Below are 18825 nucleotides of genomic sequence, written 5' to 3' on the forward strand. Positions count from 1 at the left end.
TTCACGGCTTGGGGGGCAGCAGGCCGCGAAGGTCGTCCATCGAAACCCGGGCGTCGGGCGCAGCGGACGGCGCTGCAGGCGCGGGACGCGCTGGAGCGGCCGGTGCGACCGCCACGGGAGGCGGCGGCGGAGGCGCTATCACGGCCGGCGCGGGCGCGGGCACGGGAGCTGCGGCCGTCTTCGGCGCCGGAGCAGCCGCCATCTCGGTCGTGCCGATCTTCATGCCGGCCGTCGCCTCGTCACCGGTCTGCGAGTTGCGGTCGAAGCTGCGCACCTCGCCGAAGATCAGCTGGATCCAGTTCGGGTAGTTGAAGCCCGCGCCGGTGCCCGAGTCGATGGCCACGCCGATCAGGCCGCCGATCATCACGTTGCCGACCAGGCCCACGTTGGCGCGCGAGATGGCCTGGCCGCGGGCCGGCGGCTGGCCGGGCTGGGTGCATTCGATGTTCAGGTTGTCGCCGGAGCGCCGCACCGGCAAGGTCAGGCCGGAGCGCACCACGGCGTCCATGCGGTCGTTGGAGACCCTGCAGCGGGCGCCGTCGACGACCTTGCCTTCAGGCGACAGGGTCTCGACCTTCACGTTCTGCGTCGTCCCGTGGGTCACGGAGGCGCAGCCCGTCAAAATAGACAAAACACCCGCGCCGACGCACAGGCCCCAAAATCGCCATCCGGCTCCTCGCATTGCTGCCCCTCGTTGTTTGTTTGTAAATCAATGTAGCGCGGCGCGAGTCTAGCGCTCCCCTTTCCACTCTTTCAGGCCTCATTCCATGTTCAGTTACCGCCACGCGTTCCATGCCGGCAACCACGCCGACGTGCTCAAGCACACGGTGCTGATTGCCACGCTCGACCACCTGCTTGAAAAAGAAGCCGCGCTGACCGTCGTCGACACCCACGCCGGCGCCGGCCTGTACCGCCTCGACGGCGACTACGCCGGCACCAGCGGCGAAGCGGCCGAGGGCGTGCTGCGCCTGCTCGCCGAGCCCGAAAAGGCACCCGACACGCCCGCCCCGGGTACGAAGCCAGCCGCCAAGAAGACCGCAGCCCCCGCCGCGGAGAAACCGCTGGCCGAGGCCATCGCGCGCTACCTGAGCGTGATCCACGACTTCAACCCCAAGGGCGGCGCCCGCGTCTACCCCGGCTCGCCGTTCATCGTGCAGCACCTGCTGCGCGACCACGACAAGCTCAAGCTGTTCGAGCTGCACCCGACCGACGCCCGCACGCTGGACGCCAACATCGCCCAGCTCGAGGCCGGCCGCCGCATCGCCGTGCTGCGCGAGGACGGCTTCGGCAGTGCCACCAAGTTCCTGCCGCCGCCGTCGCGCCGCGCCCTGGTGCTGATGGACCCGAGCTACGAAATGAAGACCGACTACGGCCGCGTGCTCGACTTCGCGGCCGAGGCGCTCAAGCGCTTCGCCACCGGTACCTATGCCGTCTGGTACCCGATCATTCCGCGCCCCGAAGCGCACGACCTGCCGCGCCGCCTCAAGACGCTGGCGACCAAGGCCGGCAAGTCGTGGCTGCACGCCACGCTGACCATCAAGTCGAGCAAGATCACGAAGGACGCCGCCTCGGGCGAAACGCAACGCCCGGGCCTGCCGGCCAGCGGGATGTTCCTGATCAACCCGCCCTACACGCTCAAGCCGCTGCTGGCCGAGGCGCTGCCGCAGCTGGCCGAGCGGCTGGCACAAGACCGCAACGCGTCGTACTCGCTCGAGAGCGGCGGCTAGAACGGAGAAGAAAGGCGCTCAGCGGCGCTTGCGGGGCGGCACGGCCGCCCGCTTGCGCGCGGGTGCCGGCGCACGGGCGCGCGACGTCGGCGCTTCCGGCGCGGCCTGCAGGTCGTCCGCCGCCACGGTCTCGCCGCCGCAGCGCATGCCTTCGCGGTCGATGACCGACAACGCCACCTGCTTGATGCCCAGCCCCGTGAGGCCGATACGATCGGCCGCGGCGCGGCTCAGGTCGATGATGCGGCCCGGCGTGAAGGGCCCGCGGTCGTTGATGCGCACCAGCACCTCGCTGCCGTTGACCAGGCTGCGCACGCACACGCGCGTGTTGAAGGCCAGCGTCTTGTGGGCCGCCGTCATGGCACCCATGTCGAAGCGCTCGCCGTTGGCGGTCTTGCGCTGGTGGAACTGGATGCCGTACCACGAGGCGCCACCGCGCTCGAAGATCTCGCGCGGTTCATCGCCGGGCACGCCGTCATCGAGCGCCTCGCCGGTGCCCGACACCGCGAGGTCGTAGCGCACCGACGGCACGTTCGAGCGCGCTGCGGCACCAGGCGGCACGGCCAGGCCGCGCCCCAGCGGCTGCAGCCGCTTGGCGGACGACGCCGGGGCAGCGGCAGTGTCCGCGTCCTTTTCCTGCGTGGCAGGCGGCATGGTGCATCCTGCGAGCACGCAGGAGACCGCGACGGCGACCGCGCGCAGCCCCCTCAATCCAGGCGCTCCAGAATGGCCAGCGTGGCCGCCGACTGGTTCATCGTGTAGAAGTGGATCGCGGGTGCGCCGCCTTCCTGCAGGCGCGCGCACAGGTCCGTCACCACGTCCAGGCCGAAGGACTTGATCGAGGCCGTGTCGTCGCCGAAGCCCTGCAGCCGCAGGCGGATCCAGCGCGGGATCTCAGCGCCGCAGGCGTCCGAAAAGCGCATGAGCTGCGTCGAGCTCGTGATCGGCATGATGCCGGGCACGATCGGCGTGTCGAGCCCCAGCTTGCGCGCGTCGTCGACGAAGCGGAAGTAGGCCTCGGGGCTGAAGAAATACTGCGTGATGGCCGAATCGGCACCGGCCTTCACCTTGGCCGCGAAGGCCTGCAGGTCGGCTTCGGGCGAGCGCGCCTGCGGATGGATTTCGGGGTAGCAGGCCACCTCGATGTGGAAGTCGCGCCCAGTCTCTTCGCGGATGAAGGCGACGAGGTCGCTCGCGTACTGGAACTCGCCGCCGATGCCGTAGCCGCTGGGCAGGTCGCCACGCAGCGCGACGAGGCGCTTCACGCCCATCGCCTTCAGCTCGGCGAGCTGTTCGCGCACGGTGGCGCGCGTGGCGCCGATGCACGAGAAGTGGCTCGCGGCGTCCACGCCTTCGGACAGGATCTCCTGCACCGCACCGAAGGTGCCCTGGTGCGTGGAGCCGCCCGCGCCGTAGGTGACGGAGCAGAACTGCGGCTTGCGCACATACAGCTGCTGGCGCACCGCGCGCAGCTTGACCGCGCCTTCGGGCGTCTTGGTCGGAAAGAATTCGAAACTCAGCGGAAGGCGCACCTGCGTCTCCTCAGGAAGCGTCGCTCGCGCGATCGGCACGAACGGCATGAATGAAAAACTCGCGGTTGCCGTCGCCCCCGGCGATCGGGCTGTCGAACCAGCGCAGCACCTTCAGCTCGAGCGCCGCGCAGGCGTCGTGCAGGCGCTTCTCGACCACGGCGTACATCGACTCGTCGCGCACGATACCGCCCTTGCCGACCTGGCCGGGCTGCAGTTCGAACTGCGGCTTGACCAGCATCAGCAACTGGCCGTCGTCGGCCAGGAAGGGCACCACGGCCGGCAGCACCAGCGTGAGCGAGATGAACGACAGGTCACCGACGATGAGGTCGAAGCGCGGCTCGGCCGGGGCTTCGATCGCTTCAACCGCTTCTTGGGCCTCGCCAGCTTCTGCATCTTCGTCATCGTCCACCTGCAGGTCGGCCGGCGACAACGCCCGCGCATTGACGCCTTCGATGGCGACGACGCGCTCGTCCTCGCGCATGCGCGGGTGCAGCTGCCCGTGGCCCACATCGACGCCCACCACGCGGGCGGCGCCGTGCTGCAGCAGGCAGTCGGTGAAGCCGCCGGTCGACTGGCCGACGTCCAGGCAGAGCTTGCCGGTCGCGTCCACGCCGCTGACCTTCAGCGCGCCTTCGAGCTTGAGACCGCCGCGCGACACGTAGCGTGCCTCGGCGGCATCGGCCAGTTCGAGCTCGGCCGACTCGGGCACTTCGTCCTTGTTCTTGACGACGTTGCGCCACGCGTCGCCCGTGCCCGCATCGCGCCAGCGCATGCCGCCGGCGATGAGCCGCACGGCTTGCGAGCGCGAGGCGGCCAGGCCGCGCTCCACCAACAATTGATCGGCGCGCACGCGGATCAGTAGCGGTAGGTGTCCGGCTTGTAAGGGCCGTTCTTGTCCACGCCGATGTAGGCGGCCTGAGCGTCGGTCAGCTCGGTGAGCATGGCGCCGACCTTCTTCAGGTGCAGGCGCGCGACCTTCTCGTCCAGGTGCTTGGGCAGCACGTAGACCTTGCCGGCCTGGTAGGCGTCGGGCTTGGTGAACAGCTCGATCTGGGCGATGGTCTGGTTGGCGAACGACGACGACATCACGAAGCTCGGGTGGCCCGTGCCGCAGCCCAGGTTCACCAGGCGGCCCTTGGCCAGCAGGATGATCTTCTTGCCGTCCGGGAAAGTGATGTGGTCGACCTGCGGCTTGATCTCTTCCCACTCGTACTTCTCGATCGACGCGACGTCGATCTCGTTGTCGAAGTGGCCGATGTTGCAGACGATGGCCTGGTCCTTCATGGCGGCCATGTGCTCGTGGCGGATCACGTCCTTGTTGCCCGTGGTGGTCACGAAGATGTCGGCCTTGTCGGCGGCGTATTCCATCGTCACGACCTTGTAGCCTTCCATCGCGGCCTGCAGAGCGTTGATGGGGTCGATCTCGGTGACCCACACCTGGGCGCTCAGCGCGCGCAGGGCCTGGGCCGAGCCCTTGCCCACGTCGCCGTAGCCGGCCACGCAGGCCACCTTGCCGGCGATCATCACGTCGGTCGCGCGCTTGATGCCGTCGACCAGCGATTCGCGGCAGCCGTACAGGTTGTCGAACTTGCTCTTGGTGACCGAGTCGTTCACGTTGATGGCGCGGAACAGCAGCGTGCCCTTGGCCGACATTTCGTTCAGGCGGTGCACGCCGGTGGTGGTCTCTTCGGTCACGCCGATGATCTCGGCCGACTTGCGGGTGTACCAGGTGTCGTCGACGGCCAGCTTGGCCTTGATGGCGGCGAAGAGGATGCGTTCTTCTTCGCTCGTCGGGTTGGCGAGCACGCCCAGGTCTTTTTCAGCGCGCTGGCCCAGGTGCATGAGCAGCGTGGCGTCGCCGCCGTCGTCCAGGATCATGTTCGGGCCTTCGCCCTTCGAGCCCTTGGGGCCGAAGTCGAAGATGGCGTGGGTGTAGTCCCAGTAGTCCTTCAGCGACTCGCCCTTGATGGCGAACACCGGCGTGCCGGCGGCTGCGATGGCGGCGGCGGCGTGGTCCTGCGTCGAGAAGATGTTGCACGAGGCCCAGCGCACTTGCGCGCCCAGGGCTTGCAGCGTCTCGATCAGCACGGCCGTCTGGATGGTCATGTGCAGCGAGCCCGTGATACGCGCGCCCTTGAGCGACTGGCCCTTCGAGAACTCTTCACGGATGGCCATCAGGCCGGGCATCTCGGTTTCGGCGATCTTGATTTCCTTGCGGCCCCAGGCGGCAAGGGACAGGTCGGCAATCGCCTGGTCGGCGGTCGAGACGGGGGTGGGCTTGAGAACAGCGCTCATGAGAACTCCAAAACTGGTTTGAAAGATGCCACTGCGTACGGGGAAGAAAAAGACTCACCGCGAGAACAGCGGGTGAGCGTGGTTGCGATGTGGTCCGAGCCTCACGCCTGACGGCGCTGCAACGCTCCTCGGAGCGCCGGATTGTAGTCGGGGCCGTTCCACCCGCCAATCGGCCCGGACATCCCACATCGCGGAAAGCGCGGGATGCTCCTCGTCGCGTGGACCACCCCGGGAAACTCCGCAGGCAAATCCGCGCTTCCAACGCCCTGAGGCGCACCGGCGCGGCGTATCGTGGCGGCGGGCCCCGGCCGCCCGGCCGCTGCCTGCCTTCACCCGTTCGATTGTTTTCATCACCCGACACAGGAGATTCCGCACCATGGCCACTGCCAAGAAAGCCGCCGCGAAGAAAACCACCGCCAGCAGCGCCGGCGCGAAGCAGGCGGCGCCCAGCGCCGCGGACATGCTCAATCCGATGAAGAACCTCAAGGGCATGGCCGACCGCCTGCAGAGCCTGAACCTGACCGGCGGCGCCGGCAAGCTGCTGGACAGCGGCCGCAAGGACCTGCAGGCGCTGATGCAGGCCAACGAGAAGTCCTACCAGGGCCTGCAGACCGTGGTGCAGCGGCAGACCGAGATGATCAAGAGCGCCATCGCCGAATGGCAGACGGCCGCCAAGTCCATGCCCGGCAAGGACCCGAAAGAGAACCTCGCCAAGCTCGACGAGCTGGGCCGCCAGTCGTTCCAGCGCGCCATCGACGACATCAAGGAACTGGCCGACCTCGCCGCCAAGTCGCAGGCGGACGCCTTCGACGTGGTGCGCCAGCGCGTCCAGGCCAACGTGGACGAAGTGACGAAGCTGCTGCAGCGCAAGTAGCAGGAAGACAACCAGGACGGCCAAGTGGCAGCGGTTCGCCGTTGCCCGGGCCACGCGGCCGGACGACCGCGGGAAACACCACCGTAGACAACGAGACAACACACCCAGGCGGAGGTCTTTCATGAGCCAGTTTCCGTCCCTCGATCCCATGGCCATGTGGCGCGAGCTCACGGCCCAGTGGGAGAAAAGCACCAACGAATTCGCCAACGAGGCCATGTCCTCGGACCCGTTCCGCCAGGGCATGCACGGCGGCATGAACGCCTCGCTCACCGCGCAGAAGGCGCTGGGCGACCTGATGGCGCGCTACCTCACGCTGCTGAACCTGCCGACGCGCGCCGACCTGCAGGCGCTGGGCGAGCAGCTGCACCGCATCGACGACCACCTGGCCGGCATCCGCCGCGCGCTGGAAGGCGAGGCCGGCACGACCCCACGGACCGCGCAAACTGCCGATGCCGCCACCGCGCCGCCCCGGCCGCGACGCACCAAGCAGCCGCCCGCAGCGGCGCCTGCCCCGGCAGCCAAAGCCGCCCCGAAGAAACGCCCCGCCGGAAAGCGCCGCCCATGAGCGCGCCCGCCGACACCTTCCAGCTGCCCGACATCCGCGGCGAGATCGAGCGCACGATCCAGCGCAACATCAAGGGGCTGGATTTCCTCACCTCGACCGCGCCCGCCGTCGGCCTCACGCCCAAGGACGAGATCCACCGGCGCGGCACGCTGAGCCTGTACCACTACCGTCCGATGGTCGACGAGATCTACCGCGTGCCGGTGCTGATGGTGATGGCCACCACCAACCGCGCCTACATCTTCGACCTCGCGCCGGGCCAGAGCATGGTCGAGTACCTGCTGCTCAAGGGCTACGACGTCTACGTGATGGACTGGAACGCGCCGCGCCCCGACGAGAAGCGCCTGCGCATCGAAGACTACGTGCTCGACTTCATTCCCGATTCGATCCGCCGCGTGCAGGAAGACTCGGGCGAAGAAGACGTCACCGTCGCCGGCTACTGCATGGGCGGCGTGCTCTCCACGCTGTACGCGGCGCTGCATCCCGGCGGGCCGATGAAGAACCTGGCGCTCTTCACCACGCCGATCGACTTCAGCCGCATGAAGCTTTTTCATGCGTGGTCCGACCGGCGCTATTTCGACGTCGACCGTCTCATCGACACCGTGGGCAACGTGCCGCCCGAGATGCTGTTCGCCTCCTTCGACATGCTGCGCCCCGCCGGGCGCGGCGCCGGGCTGGTGCAGCTGTGGGACAACATGGCCAACGACGAGTTCGTCAAGTCGTACCGCATGTTCGACCGCTGGGGTGCCGAGATGCTGCCGCTGGCCGGCGAGTACTTCCGACAGACGGTGAAGGAACTCATGTGGGACAACAAGCTGCACAAGGGCGAGCTGGTGCTAGGCGGGCGCAAGGTGCTGCTGAAGAACATCACCGTGCCGGTGCTGCACGCGCTCGCGCAGCACGACCACATCGTGCCCTACGAAGCGGGGCAGCCGCTGATCGCCGGCATCGGCTCCACCGACAAGGAAGAGGTGGTGCTCAAGGGCGGCCACGTCAGCCTGGCGGCCGGCACCAATGCCGTGCGGCGGCTGTGGCCCAAGCTCGACGAGTGGCTGGGCGTGCGTTCCACCTGACGAAGACCCAACAACCACGGCAAGATGAAGATGATCGCTTCACGCACCTACCCACGCACCGTCGCCCATGCGGACGGCGAGATCACCCTGCGCCTCATGAGCGGCGCCGACGCCCCCGCCGTGCTGGCCTTCGCGCAGGCACTGCCGGCGCACGACCTGCTCTTCCTGCCGCGCGACATCACCGAGCCCAAGGTGATGGCCGCCTGGGTCCGCGCCATCGAGCGCGGCGACATCGACAGCGTGCTGGCCGTGCGCGACGGCGCCGTGCTGGGCTGCGCGGCCGTCATTCGCGACCCGCATTCGTGGTCCGGCCACGTCGCCGAGCTGCGCGTGCTGGTGTCGCCCGCGCTGCGCGGCGGCGGCCTGGGCCAGCAGCTGGCGCAGGAAGGCTGCGCGCTGGCCTTCGCGCACGGGCAGGAAAAGATCGTCGCCCAGATGACCGTCGACCAGCGCGGCGCCATCGCCGTCTTCCAGGCCCTGGGCTTCCGGCCCGAGGCCTTGCTGACGCGCCACGTGAAGGACCGCGAGGGCAAGGCGCACGACCTCGTGATGCTGAGCCAGGACGCGGCACAGGTCGAGGCGCAGATGCGGGCGTATGGGGTGACGGAGGCGTTTTAGGCCCATAGGCGGGGGGTTGAGGGGGCTTGCGAGGCGCCCTCCTAAAATCGGGGGATTCCCCTGCAGATTGCCCACCTTGTCTTTTCTCGCCGAAACCCGCCGCCGTCGCACCTTCGCGATCATTTCCCACCCTGACGCCGGCAAGACCACGCTGACCGAAAAACTGCTGCTGTTCTCGGGCGCGATCCAGATCGCCGGCTCGGTGAAGGCACGCAAGGCCTCGCGCCATGCCACCTCCGACTGGATGGAAATCGAGAAGCAGCGCGGCATCTCGGTGGCTTCGTCGGTGATGCAGATGGTGTACCGCGAGCACGTGATCAACCTGCTCGACACGCCCGGCCACAAGGACTTCTCGGAAGACACCTACCGCGTGCTCACCGCCGTCGACTCGGCGCTGATGGTGATCGACGCGGCCAACGGCGTGGAAGCGCAGACGCGCCGGCTGATCGAGGTCTGCCGCCAGCGCGACACGCCCATCATCACCTTCGTCAACAAGATGGACCGCGAAGTGCGCGAGCCGCTGGACATCCTCGATGAGGTGGAACGCGAACTCGGCATGCCCTGCGTGCCCATGACCTGGCCCGTGGGCCAGGGCAAGAGCTTCCGCGGGATCATGAACCTGCGCACGCAGGCGATGACGGTGTTCGAGTCGGGCAGCGAGCGGCTGCCGCACGACTTCGAGACCATTCCGCTCGCCGAGCGCGACACGCTGGTCAAGCGCTTCGGCGCCGACTTCGAGCACGCCATGGAAAGCATGGAGCTGGCCACCGGCGCCTCCCCCACCTGGGACCGCGAGGCCTTCCTGGCCGGCAAGCAGACACCGGTGTTCTTCGGCTCGGGCGTGAACAACTTCGGCGTGATGGAAGTGCTCGACGCGCTGGTCGACCTGGCCCCCTCGCCGCAGTCGCGCACCAGCACCACGCTGGTCAACCGCCAGCCGGTGGTCAAGGAGATCCAGCCCGAGGACAAGGACTTCGCGGGCGTGGTCTTCAAGGTGCAGGCCAACATGGACGCCAACCACCGCGACCGCATCGCCTTCGTGCGCATGGCCTCGGGCAAGTACACGCCGGGCATGAAGCTGAAGGTGCAGCGTACCGCCAAGGAACTGCGCCCCACCAGCGTCGTGACCTTCATGAGCCAGCGCCGCGAGGCGGTGGAAGAGGCCTACGCGGGCGACATCGTGGGTTTCACCACGCACGGCGGCGTGCAACTGGGCGACACCATCACCGACGGCGCGAACCTGCAGTTCACCGGGCTGCCCTTCTTCGCACCCGAGCTGTTCATGACCGTCATCCTGAAGAACCCGCTGCGCACCAAGCAGCTGCAGCAGGGCCTGGCCCAGCTCGGCGAGGAAGGCGCGATCCAGGTCTTCCGCCCCGAGGTCGGCGGCCCGATGCTGCTGGGCGCGGTCGGCCAGCTGCAGTTCGAAGTGGTGCAGCACCGCCTGAAGGCCGAGTACGACGCCGACGTGCGCCTGGAAGGCTGCCAGTACACGGGCGCGCGCTGGATCACGGCCGATACCCCGGGCGAGCTGCGCGAGTTCATCAACGCCTACCCGGTGCGCATGGCCAAGGACGCGGCCGACACGCTGGCCTTCCTGTGCACCTCGCCGTACGACGTGCGGCTGGCGCAGGAGCGTTTTCCGAAGATCCACTTCCATCCGCTGCGCGAGCACGCGGGGCTGGCGCTGCAAAGCGCGGGCTGATCGACGGATCGACCGTCGGGCGCGTCAGCTGCCCGACGAGGTGTAGTGGCGCAACCCGATGCGCCACGCGCCGAACGCCGCCGCGAGGAACACGAAGCCCGCGAGCGGCGACACCATGCCCACCCAGGCCGGCGCGCCCAGCGGATCGGGCTTGCCGAGAATCGCCAGCACCGGGTAGTACGCCACGCAGGCCAGCGGCACGATGAAGGTCAGCACGCGGCGGAACCACTGCGCATAGAGCGCCAGCGGGTACTGCGCGGCCTGCACGCCGCCGTAGGTGAGCACGTTGGCGATCTCCAGGCTCTCCACCGTCCAGAACGACAACGTGCCCTGCAGCACCAGGATGCCGAGGAACAGCGCGATGCCGCCGGCCATGGCGAACAGCGCGACGGCCACGGCGCCCGGGGTCCATGCGATGTCGGCCTGCACGGTCGCGAAGGCCAGCACGAGCACGCCTTGCAGCAAGCGGCCCAGGCGGCTGATGCGCACGTCGTGGCCCATGAGCTGCAGCGCCAGCGGACGCGGACGCAGCAGCAGCCGGTCGAAGGTGCCGGTGCGCAGGAACTCGGTGCCCAGCACGTCGAAGCCGCGACCCAGCGCGTCGGCCAGGGCGAACATGCAGTTCACCAGGCCGTAGAACAGCGCGACCTCGCCGATGCCCCAGCCCTGCACCTCGCCGAACCGATGGAACAGCGCCCAGACGGCGACGATTTCGATGCCCGTGCCGAGGAACTGGCCCAGGGTCAGCAGCAAGGCCGACGCGGGGTATCGGGCCTGGCCGCTGATCGAGGCGGCCATGAGGCGGAAGAAGAGGGAAAGTGCGCTCACCCTAGCCACCCTGCACCTGCAGGCTGCGCATCGTGCGCCCCATCGTCAGCCGTCCGAACGCGACCAGCGCCACGATCCAGAAGCACTGCAGGCCCAGCCCTGCGAGCGCATGCCAGCCGCCGAGCTGCCCGAAGTACAGCCGCGCCGGAATATCGATGAGCCCTGCCAGCGGCTGTACCAGCAGCGCCGTCTGCCAGGCGTCGGGCAGCAGCGCCAGTGGCAGCAGGTTGCCCGAGAACACGATGACCACCGGTGTCGCCACCGCCTGGATGCCGCGCTCGTTGAGTGCCGCCGTGGTCGCCACGTTGAGCAGCATCACCATCGCGGTCGAGAGCAGCAGGCCGAGCACCGCCGACAGCAGGAATGCCGCGCCGGCCACGGCGCTCGCGGGCCCTTGCCAGGCCCAGTCGCCCAGCCCCGCCAGCGGCAGCACGACCGCCGCGAAGGCCGCCATCAGCGCCACGCGCGGCAGCAGGCGCGCCGCGATCCATCCGGCCGTGCGCGCGAACCACAGCGCGTAGGCGTCCACCGGGCGCAGCCGGTCGTAGGCCACCGCGCCGGTGCGCGCGGCCTGGGCCACCTCGGGGTCGCCCAGCCATGGCATCAGCACCAGCAAACCTTGCGCGAGCCAGGTGTAGGTGATGGCCTGGGCCAGCGACATCGACGAGGCCGCTCCCGCGATGGCGGTGCCGCCGTAGAACGCGGCGAACACCATCACCTTGATGCCGCCCCACCAGCACTGCGTGGCAAAGCCCGCGAGCGCCGCCGTGCGGTACTGCAGCATCTGCAGGAAGCGCGAGACGAACGCCGCGACGTACGGCCGGGCAAGATCGCGCAGGCCCGAGGTGGCCGAGGTGCTCACGCCTCGGCCGCTCCGTGCATGGCGTAGAAGCGCGCGATGACGGCTTCGATCGCGAGGCCTTCGAGGCGGATGTCCTCCACCGCGTGCGCGCCGGCGATGCGGGCGATGAGCGCGGGCGCAGGGGTCTGCTTCGGATCGAAGTCGAGCACCAGCGTCTGGCCGTCGCGCGAGTGCACGGTGGCGCCCTCGACCTGCGCGGGCAGCGTGGCGTCCTGCGCGAAATCGACCACCAGCCGACGCTCGGCCATCACCTGCGCGCGCAGCGCCTCGACCGGGCTGTCGGCCAGCACGCGGCCATGGCCGATCACGATCACGCGCTGAGCCAGGGCCTCGATGTCGTGCATGTCGTGCGTGGTCAGCAGCACGGTGGTGCCGCGCTCGCGATTGGCGCGCCGCACGAAGTCGCGCACCGCGAGCTTTGAAGGCGCATCGAGGCCGATGGTGGGTTCGTCGAGGAACAGGATGTCGGGCTCGTGCAGCAGCGCCGCGGCGATCTCCGCGCGCATGCGCTGGCCCAGCGAGAGCTGGCGCACCGGCTGGTCGAGCACGCGCTCCAGGTGCAGCAGCGCGACCAGCTCGTCGCGCGTGCGGCGGTAGCGCTGCGGATCGACGCGGTAGATGTCGCGCAGCAGGTCGAAACCGTCGCCCACGGGCAGGTCCCACCACAGCTGCGTGCGCTGGCCGAAGACCACGCCGATGCGCGCCACGTGGCGCTCGCGGTCGGCAAAGGGGTCGCGGCCATCGACTTCCACCCGCCCGCCGTCGGGCCGCAGGATGCCCGAGAGGATCTTGATGGTGGTCGACTTGCCCGCGCCGTTCGGCCCGATGAAGCCCAGCAGCTCGCCGCGCTCCAACGCGAACGACACGTCCGACAGCGCCTCCACCGTGCGGTGGCGCCGTTGCAGCAGGCCGCGCAGCGCCCCGCGCAGACCGGGGTCGCGCTCGGACACCCGGTAGGTCTTGCGGAGGTGATCGACGAGGATGTGAGGCATGGTGGAGAGCGTCGCGCCGGCCCTGGAGATCGGCGGGGGGCGGGATGCTACACGAAAGCGCCGGTACGATCACGGGCCTTCCCGAGAATCCCGTCCATGTCTTCGCCTCCCCTGCCCGCCTCGCCCCATCACCTGTTGCCGCTCGCACGCTGGCCCGCCGACGCGCGCGCGACGCTGACCGGTGTGTTCACCGACATCGACGACACGCTCACCACCGACGGCGCCATCACGCCCGATGCACTGCAGGCGCTGGCGGACCTGAAGGCCGCGGGCCTCGCGGTGGTCGCAATCACCGGCCGGCCGGTGGGCTGGAGCCTGCCTTTTGTGAACAGCTGGCCGGTCGATGCGATCGTGGCTGAGAACGGCGCCGTGGCGCTGCTGCCCGCGACCGACGGCAATGGCGACGGGGTCGAGAAGCGCTACCAGCAGGACGCCGCCACGCGCGCCGCCAACTTCGCGCGCATGCAGGCCGTGCTGACGCGTATCGAAAGCGAGATTCCGGGCGCGGGCCGCGCCACCGACTCGCCCGGGCGCGAGACCGACATCGCCATCGACCACAGCGAGTTCGTGACGCTCGACGAGGCCACCATCGCGCGCGTCGTCGCGCTGATGCGCGGCGAAGGCATGCACGCCACCGTGAGCAGCATCCACATCAACGGCTGGTACGGCGACAACGACAAGCTCGAGGGGGCGCGCTGGATCGTGCGCGAACTCTGGGGCCGCACGCTCGACGACGAGATGGACCGCTGGGCCTACGTGGGCGACTCCACCAACGACCAGCTCATGTTCCGCAGCTTCGCGCACAGCATCGGCGTGGCGAACGTCGCGCGCTTCGTGCCGCAGCTGGAGCACCTGCCGCGCTACGTGACGCAGGGCGAGCGCGGCACGGGCTTCGCGCAGGCCGCGCACGCGGTGCTGTCGGCCCGCTGAGCCACGCACGAAAAAAAGGCCCGCACGAGGCGGGCCGAATGGACCGGTTGAACGACCCTTGGAGAAACTTGCAGGGGTGCGGGTCGCGCGGCGCGCGACCCGTCAGTCAGAACATCAGAACGTGTGGCGGATGCCGAACTCGTAGCCCATCGAGCTCTTGGCCTGCAGCGCCGAGCGGTTGAACGTGGTGGGGTACGACGGGCCTGCGCCCACCGTGAGTCCCGCGCCGTTCTTGTTGCTGACGCGCGCGACCGTGCCGTACAGCGCAGTGCGCTTGGACAGGTTGTGCACGTAGCCCAGCGCGAGCTTGCTGGCCTTCGGGTCGGCGTTGTTCACGCCGAAGACCGGCACGCGGTTGAAGTCGTACTTGACCTGCGAATACGACGCGCGGATCACGCCCGGGCCGATCGGCACGGTCACGCCCAGCAGGTAGCCGGTGAGGTCCACGTCCTGGCCTGGCGTGAAGATGTTCAGTGCGTTGCGCTCGTCCTTCGAACGCGAGATTTCACCGAACAGCTTGGCCACGCCGAAGTCGTAGGTCGCGCCGAGGTTGAAGATCTTGATCTTGCCCGGGCGTGCCACGGCGGCGGCGCCGCTGCCGGACGTGAAGCTGGTGTCGTTCTGCGCGTAGCTGGCGGCGATGTCGAACGGGCCCGTCGTGTAGCCCAGGCGCCCGCCGATGTGGCGGCCGGTGTTCGTGCTGGCTGCGGTGTCCGGCGACAGGCGCGTCTGCTCGGCCAGGCCGTAGGCCACGTTGCCGTACAGGCCGCCCAGGCGCGGCAGGAAGTACTGCACCATGTTGCTGGCGCGCTTGTAGGTGCCGTTGCTGCCGTAGCCGCTGCCCGACACGGTGGCTTCGTTGGCGTCGATGATCAGCGAGCCGCCGATGCCGGTGTCGCCGAACGGATCGAACTGCTCTTCGTTCATCACCGTCGCGGTCTTGTCGCGGCCCAGGCGCAGTTCGCCGAAGCTGCCTGCCAGGCTCACCGTCGAGCGGCGGGTGAAGTTCGACACGCCGGTGGCGCCGTCGTCGTTGGTGATGGGGGCTTCGAGCCAGAAGCTGGCCGACAGGCCGCCGCCCAGGTCTTCCACGCCGCGAAAGCCGAGGCGGCTCGAGCTCAGGCCCGAGTTGGCCAGCTCGGTGCGGCTGGCCTTCACGCTGAGGCCGGGCGTGAAGGGGTTGGTCGAGACGCTCTTGTTCGACACGTTGCGGTAGGCGGCATCGACCACGCCGAACAGGGTCACGGTCGATTGCGCCGACGCGGCGCCGCAGGCCGCCATGGCAGCCAGAACAAGCAGGGATTTTTTCATTTGTGTCACTCCAGGAGGGGAAAGCCGCTGCGCCGAAACCGGGCGCGACAGTGGGACGTCCGGGCGATGCCGCCGCGAGACTGGGTCCGAGTTTTCCCGTGCTGGAAGACAAAAAGATTACATAGGGTTAACGCCTAGATTACAGAGGGGCATAGGGGGTGAGTTCGGGACACCCATCGCAAATCGGGGTAGGCGCCGCTCGCGCCCCACCCCTTCCGCGCCTGTCGGCCGGCCCTCACTTCTCCTTCGCCAGCCCCAGTTTGTCGATGATCACCTTCTCGCGCACCACCGTGTCCTGCGCGAACTTGGTGTACGTGGCCGAGCTCATGTAGTTGGGCAGCATGTCGTAGCGGCCGAGCGAGGCCACGTAGCTGGGCTCTTCCATCGCCTGCTTGAAGGCGTCGTGCAGCTTCTTCACGACCTCGGGCGGCGTGCCCTTGGGCGCGCCGATGCCGAAGGGCGAGTTCTGCACCACGTCGTAGCCCAGCTCCTTCAGCGTGGGCGCGTCGGGGAACTTGGCCAATCGCTTCTCGCCCCAGGTGTTGAGCACGCGCAGCTTGCCGGCCTCGACCTGCGGCGCGAAGCCGGTGCTGTCGGCCGCGGCCATGAGCTGGCCGCTGACCACCGCGAGCATCAGATCAGCGCTGCCCTTGTAGGGCACGTGCTGCAGCGTGATGCCGGCCTTCTGCGCCACGATCTCGGTCGTGAGGTGCGGGCTGGTGAGGTTGCCGGTCGAGCCGTAGGTGAGCTTGCCGGGGTTGGCCTTGGCGTAGGCGACGAAGTCGGCCCAGGTCTTGAAGGGGCTGTCGGCCGGCACGACGATGCCGAAGGCATAGCCGGTGACGTTCAGCACGTAGGTGATGTCCTTGAGCGGGTCCCAGTTGATCTTGGTGGTGTAGCCCAGGCGGAACACGCCCAGCGGAATCTGCGCGACGGTGTAGCCGTCGGGCTGCGCGGTCTGCAGCGCCTGCGCGGGCAGCGTGCCGCCGGCGCCGGGCTTGTTGTCGACGATCACGGGCTGGCCAAGGATCTTGCTGGCGTTGTCGGCCAGCTGACGCATGGTGATGTCGGTCGGGCCGCCGGCGGGGAACGCGATCACGAGCTTGATGGGCTTCGCGGGAAAGGCCTGTGCGAACACCGCCATCGGCGCGGCGAGGCCGCAGGCGGCCAGCGTGGCGGCACGGAGAAGGGAACGGCGGAACAACATGGCGGAAAGGCTCCTGAAGCGTGGATCGAGCCGCGCATTGGGCCCTGCCCCGCCCCGTGCAGCAATCGGGGCTCACCCGACTGCTGTCGCCTGCGGAACGCCGCTTTCAGCCTGCGGCCTGCGCGAAGCCCTCGAGAACGTTGACCGCGTTCACACCCACCTCGGCGACCGCGTAGCCGCCCTCGAACACGAACACCGTCGGCAGGCCCGCGCGCGCGAGGTCCTCGCCCATGCGCAGGTAGTCGTCGCTTCGCAGCTTGAAGCCGGAGATCGGGTCGCCCTCGAAGGTGTCGACACCCAGCGAAACCACGAGCGCACCGGCCTTGACCTTCGCGATGCCGTCGAGCGCGGTCTGGAGCGCCGCGCGCCAGGCCGCGAAGCCGGTGCCGCGCGGCAGCGGCAGGTTGTGGTTGAAGCCCTCGCCCGCACCCGCGCCGCGCTCGTCGGCATGGCCCAGGTAGTAGGGGTAGTCGGTGAACGGGTCGCCGTGCAGGCTGGCGAAGTGCACGTCGCTGCGTTCGTAGAAGATGGCCTGCGTGCCGTTGCCGTGGTGGTAGTCGACGTCGAGCACGGCCACGCGTTCCACGCCCGCGTCGCGCAGCGCCTGTGCGGCGACGGCAGCGTTGTTGATGAAGCAGTAGCCACCGAAGAAATCGGCGCCCGCGTGGTGACCCGGCGGCCGCGTGAGCGCGAAGGCGCTGCGCTGGCCACCGATGACGCGCTGCGCCGCAGTCCACGCACACGCCGCGCCGTGGCGCGCGGCGGCCCAGCTGCCGGCCATCAGCGGCGTGCCCGCATCGAACGAGAACAGGCCCATGCGCGCCGGAAAGCTCCTGGGCAGCACGTCGGTGCGCATGCCGCGCGTGGGCCAGTACGACGGCAGCGCGTCGCGCGTGGCATTGGCCGGATCGAGCGCCACCCACTCGTCCCACGCATGCGCGATGAAGTCGAGGTAACGCGGCGTGTGCACCTTTGCCAGCAGCGCGTCGTCGAATGCGTCGGGTGACTGCAGCGGGCCGAGGCCGCGCTGCTCGAGCGCGTGCCTCACGTGATCGACGCGGGCGGGCACCTCGAAGCAGGGCACCAGTTCGCCCCGGAACATTTCGACTTTGCCTTGGTGCAGTGCGTGCTGGTCGTTGTAGATGGTGAGCATGAAGCAGCGAAAAGCGTGACGACAGGGCCTGCCATCATGCCGCACGCCGCAGCACCGCCCGGCGCCGCCCCGAGGCGGTGAGACCGAACAGGTCCTTCGGGTCGTCGAGCTCGGGCACCAACGCGATCTGCCGGCCCACGCCGCGCTCCAGCGCCAGCTGCTGGATGCAGCGCAGCGCCGTGTAGTCCTCCAGCGCGAAGCCGACCGAGTCGAACACCGTGACCTGCTCCGCCCGCTCGCGCCCCGGCACTTCGCCCAGCAGCACGCGCCACAGCTCGTGCACCGGGAAGTCGGGCGTCAGCTGCTGGATCTCGCCCTCGATCCGGGTCTGCGGCTCGTACTCGACGAACACGCGCGCGCCGCGCAGCACGTCGGGATGCAGCTCGGTCTTGCCGGGCGAATCGCCGCCCACGGCGTTGATGTGCATGCCCGGCTCGATCATCTCGGGCGTGAGCACGGTCGCATGGCCCTGGTAGGCGGTGACGGTGGTCACGATGTCGGCGCCGCGCACCGCCTCGGCGGTGGAGCCGGCGCGAATGATCTCCATCGACGTGCAGGCCGCGAGGTGGCGCACCAGCTTGTCGGTGGCGTGCGGGTCGATGTCGAACACGCGCACCTGCTGGATGCCCAGCAACGCATGGAAGGCCAGTGCCTGGAACTCGCTTTGCGAGCCGTTGCCGATGATCGCCAGGCTGCGCGCATCGGGCCGCGCCAGCGCCTTGGCAGCCATGGCTGAGGTGGCCGCCGTGCGCAGCGCGGTGGTGAGCGTGAGTTCGGACAGGAGCACCGGGTAGCCCGTGTCGACTTCGGCCAGCACGCCGAAGGCCATGACCGTGGGCAGGCCGACCTGCGTGTTGTGCGGATGGCCGTTGACGTACTTGAAGGCGTAGGCGCCGTCGTCGGCCACCGGCATCAGCTCGATCACGCCCAGGTGCGAATGGCTGGCCACGCGCGCCTTCTTGTCGAACTCACGCCAGCGCAGGAAGTCGTCGCGCAACGCGTCGGCCAGCGTGACGAGGAATTCCGGGACGCCGGTCTCATCCACCAGGCGAACCAGGCTGTGAACATCGATGAAGCGGGTCATGACATGGCTCCTTGCGTAGCCCGGCACGGCGCTTCATCCCCTCACATGTTTACTCCACCATGGCTGATTCAGGAT

At 68.8% G+C, this 18825-nt stretch carries 19 protein-coding genes and 1 riboswitch; of the genes, 7 read left to right on the top strand and 12 right to left on the bottom strand.

The window, feature by feature from the left end; translation table 11 throughout:
• Position 1: 1 nt before the first annotated feature.
• Entirely contained in the window at positions 2–604 is a 603-nt protein-coding gene (locus D3H34_RS34495; RefSeq protein ID WP_205736676.1) for a hypothetical protein, read from the bottom strand.
• Between the two features lie 163 nt (positions 605–767).
• On the opposite strand from D3H34_RS34495, the gene D3H34_RS05660 reads away from it, so the two are divergent.
• Positions 768–1727, top strand: coding sequence for a 23S rRNA (adenine(2030)-N(6))-methyltransferase RlmJ (locus D3H34_RS05660; RefSeq protein WP_119552450.1), 960 nt, complete (start codon positions 768–770; stop codon positions 1725–1727).
• An 18-nt stretch (positions 1728–1745) separates the two neighbouring features.
• On the opposite strand, the gene D3H34_RS05665 is transcribed toward D3H34_RS05660, so the two are convergent.
• From D3H34_RS05665 to ahcY, 4 genes are read right to left on the bottom strand one after another with little or no spacing between them, the layout of a single operon-like run.
• On the bottom strand, positions 1746–2378 hold the full coding sequence (locus D3H34_RS05665) for a septal ring lytic transglycosylase RlpA family protein (RefSeq protein ID WP_119552451.1): 633 nt from the start codon (positions 2376–2378) through the stop codon (positions 1746–1748).
• Positions 2379–2431: 53 nt separating this feature from the next.
• Positions 2432–3256, bottom strand: a complete 825-nt coding sequence (gene metF, locus D3H34_RS05670) for a methylenetetrahydrofolate reductase [NAD(P)H] (RefSeq protein WP_119552516.1) — start codon at positions 3254–3256, stop codon at positions 2432–2434.
• Positions 3257–3266: 10 nt separating this feature from the next.
• Entirely contained in the window at positions 3267–4106 is an 840-nt protein-coding gene (locus D3H34_RS05675) for a TlyA family RNA methyltransferase (protein ID WP_119552452.1), read from the bottom strand.
• 5 nt (positions 4107–4111) lie between these two features.
• A complete protein-coding gene (gene ahcY / locus D3H34_RS05680; protein ID WP_119552453.1) occupies positions 4112–5551 on the bottom strand; it encodes an adenosylhomocysteinase in 1440 nt (479 codons plus the stop codon).
• A 67-nt stretch (positions 5552–5618) separates the two neighbouring features.
• Positions 5619–5687: riboswitch (S-adenosyl-L-homocysteine riboswitch) on the bottom strand.
• 240 nt (positions 5688–5927) lie between these two features.
• On the opposite strand from ahcY, the gene phaP reads away from it, so the two are divergent.
• The 5 genes from phaP to D3H34_RS05705 all read left to right on the top strand — a co-directional run bounded on the left by phaP (position 5928) and on the right by D3H34_RS05705 (position 10383).
• Positions 5928–6425: a TIGR01841 family phasin gene (gene phaP, locus D3H34_RS05685; protein ID WP_119552454.1), complete on the top strand. Its 498-nt coding sequence runs from the start codon at positions 5928–5930 to the stop codon at positions 6423–6425.
• A gap of 121 nt (positions 6426–6546) precedes the next feature.
• Positions 6547–6990, top strand: a complete 444-nt coding sequence (locus tag D3H34_RS05690; RefSeq protein ID WP_119552455.1) for a hypothetical protein — start codon at positions 6547–6549, stop codon at positions 6988–6990.
• Positions 6987–8060 carry an alpha/beta fold hydrolase gene (locus D3H34_RS05695; protein ID WP_119552456.1) on the top strand — a complete coding sequence of 358 codons (1074 nt, stop codon included), beginning with the start codon at positions 6987–6989 and terminating at the stop codon, positions 8058–8060. The genes D3H34_RS05690 and D3H34_RS05695 overlap by 4 nt, the downstream gene beginning before the upstream one ends.
• A gap of 30 nt (positions 8061–8090) precedes the next feature.
• Positions 8091–8678, top strand: coding sequence for a GNAT family N-acetyltransferase (locus D3H34_RS05700; RefSeq protein WP_119552517.1), 588 nt, complete (start codon positions 8091–8093; stop codon positions 8676–8678).
• Between the two features lie 76 nt (positions 8679–8754).
• Positions 8755–10383: a peptide chain release factor 3 gene (locus tag D3H34_RS05705; protein ID WP_119552457.1), complete on the top strand. Its 1629-nt coding sequence runs from the start codon at positions 8755–8757 to the stop codon at positions 10381–10383.
• Positions 10384–10407: 24 nt separating this feature from the next.
• Here D3H34_RS05705 and D3H34_RS05710 read toward each other — a convergent pair whose 3' ends face one another.
• The 3 genes from D3H34_RS05710 to D3H34_RS05720 all read right to left on the bottom strand — a co-directional run bounded on the left by D3H34_RS05710 (position 10408) and on the right by D3H34_RS05720 (position 13065).
• Positions 10408–11211: an ABC transporter permease gene (locus D3H34_RS05710; RefSeq protein WP_119552458.1), complete on the bottom strand. Its 804-nt coding sequence runs from the start codon at positions 11209–11211 to the stop codon at positions 10408–10410.
• A gap of 1 nt (position 11212) precedes the next feature.
• Positions 11213–11995: an ABC transporter permease gene (locus D3H34_RS05715; RefSeq protein ID WP_119552518.1), complete on the bottom strand. Its 783-nt coding sequence runs from the start codon at positions 11993–11995 to the stop codon at positions 11213–11215.
• 74 nt (positions 11996–12069) lie between these two features.
• Positions 12070–13065, bottom strand: coding sequence for an ABC transporter ATP-binding protein (locus D3H34_RS05720; RefSeq protein WP_119552459.1), 996 nt, complete (start codon positions 13063–13065; stop codon positions 12070–12072).
• Between the two features lie 96 nt (positions 13066–13161).
• Here D3H34_RS05720 and D3H34_RS05725 point away from each other — a divergent pair, with 96 nt between their 5' ends.
• Positions 13162–13995 carry an HAD-IIB family hydrolase gene (locus D3H34_RS05725; RefSeq protein WP_119552460.1) on the top strand — a complete coding sequence of 278 codons (834 nt, stop codon included), beginning with the start codon at positions 13162–13164 and terminating at the stop codon, positions 13993–13995.
• 114 nt (positions 13996–14109) lie between these two features.
• Here the strand turns inward: D3H34_RS05725 and D3H34_RS05730 are convergent, their stop codons facing one another.
• The 4 genes from D3H34_RS05730 to ocd form a co-directional block, all read right to left on the bottom strand.
• Positions 14110–15306, bottom strand: coding sequence for a porin (locus D3H34_RS05730; protein ID WP_119552461.1), 1197 nt, complete (start codon positions 15304–15306; stop codon positions 14110–14112).
• Between the two features lie 235 nt (positions 15307–15541).
• Positions 15542–16513 carry a Bug family tripartite tricarboxylate transporter substrate binding protein gene (locus tag D3H34_RS05735; RefSeq protein WP_434057679.1) on the bottom strand — a complete coding sequence of 324 codons (972 nt, stop codon included), beginning with the start codon at positions 16511–16513 and terminating at the stop codon, positions 15542–15544.
• 106 nt (positions 16514–16619) lie between these two features.
• A complete protein-coding gene (locus D3H34_RS05740; protein ID WP_119552462.1) occupies positions 16620–17666 on the bottom strand; it encodes a histone deacetylase family protein in 1047 nt (348 codons plus the stop codon).
• A 34-nt stretch (positions 17667–17700) separates the two neighbouring features.
• On the bottom strand, positions 17701–18750 hold the full coding sequence (gene ocd, locus D3H34_RS05745) for an ornithine cyclodeaminase (protein WP_119552463.1): 1050 nt from the start codon (positions 18748–18750) through the stop codon (positions 17701–17703).
• Between the last annotated feature and the right edge of the window lie 75 nt (positions 18751–18825).

It is taken from the genome of Acidovorax cavernicola (assembly GCF_003581445.1).

Coding starts and splice junctions, on each gene's coding strand:
- D3H34_RS05660 (WP_119552450.1), top strand. CDS start 768: ATGTTCAGTTACCGCCACGCGTTCCATGCCGGCAACCACGCCGACGTG.
- D3H34_RS05665 (WP_119552451.1), bottom strand. CDS start 2,378: ATGCCGCCTGCCACGCAGGAAAAGGACGCGGACACTGCCGCTGCCCCG.
- ahcY (WP_119552453.1), bottom strand. CDS start 5,551: ATGAGCGCTGTTCTCAAGCCCACCCCCGTCTCGACCGCCGACCAGGCG.
- phaP (WP_119552454.1), top strand. CDS start 5,928: ATGGCCACTGCCAAGAAAGCCGCCGCGAAGAAAACCACCGCCAGCAGC.
- D3H34_RS05690 (WP_119552455.1), top strand. CDS start 6,547: ATGAGCCAGTTTCCGTCCCTCGATCCCATGGCCATGTGGCGCGAGCTC.
- D3H34_RS05695 (WP_119552456.1), top strand. CDS start 6,987: ATGAGCGCGCCCGCCGACACCTTCCAGCTGCCCGACATCCGCGGCGAG.
- D3H34_RS05700 (WP_119552517.1), top strand. CDS start 8,091: ATGATCGCTTCACGCACCTACCCACGCACCGTCGCCCATGCGGACGGC.
- D3H34_RS05715 (WP_119552518.1), bottom strand. CDS start 11,995: ATGCTGCAGTACCGCACGGCGGCGCTCGCGGGCTTTGCCACGCAGTGC.
- D3H34_RS05720 (WP_119552459.1), bottom strand. CDS start 13,065: ATGCCTCACATCCTCGTCGATCACCTCCGCAAGACCTACCGGGTGTCC.
- D3H34_RS05725 (WP_119552460.1), top strand. CDS start 13,162: ATGTCTTCGCCTCCCCTGCCCGCCTCGCCCCATCACCTGTTGCCGCTC.
- D3H34_RS05730 (WP_119552461.1), bottom strand. CDS start 15,306: ATGAAAAAATCCCTGCTTGTTCTGGCTGCCATGGCGGCCTGCGGCGCC.
- D3H34_RS05735 (WP_434057679.1), bottom strand. CDS start 16,513: ATGTTGTTCCGCCGTTCCCTTCTCCGTGCCGCCACGCTGGCCGCCTGC.
- D3H34_RS05740 (WP_119552462.1), bottom strand. CDS start 17,666: ATGCTCACCATCTACAACGACCAGCACGCACTGCACCAAGGCAAAGTC.
- ocd (WP_119552463.1), bottom strand. CDS start 18,750: ATGACCCGCTTCATCGATGTTCACAGCCTGGTTCGCCTGGTGGATGAG.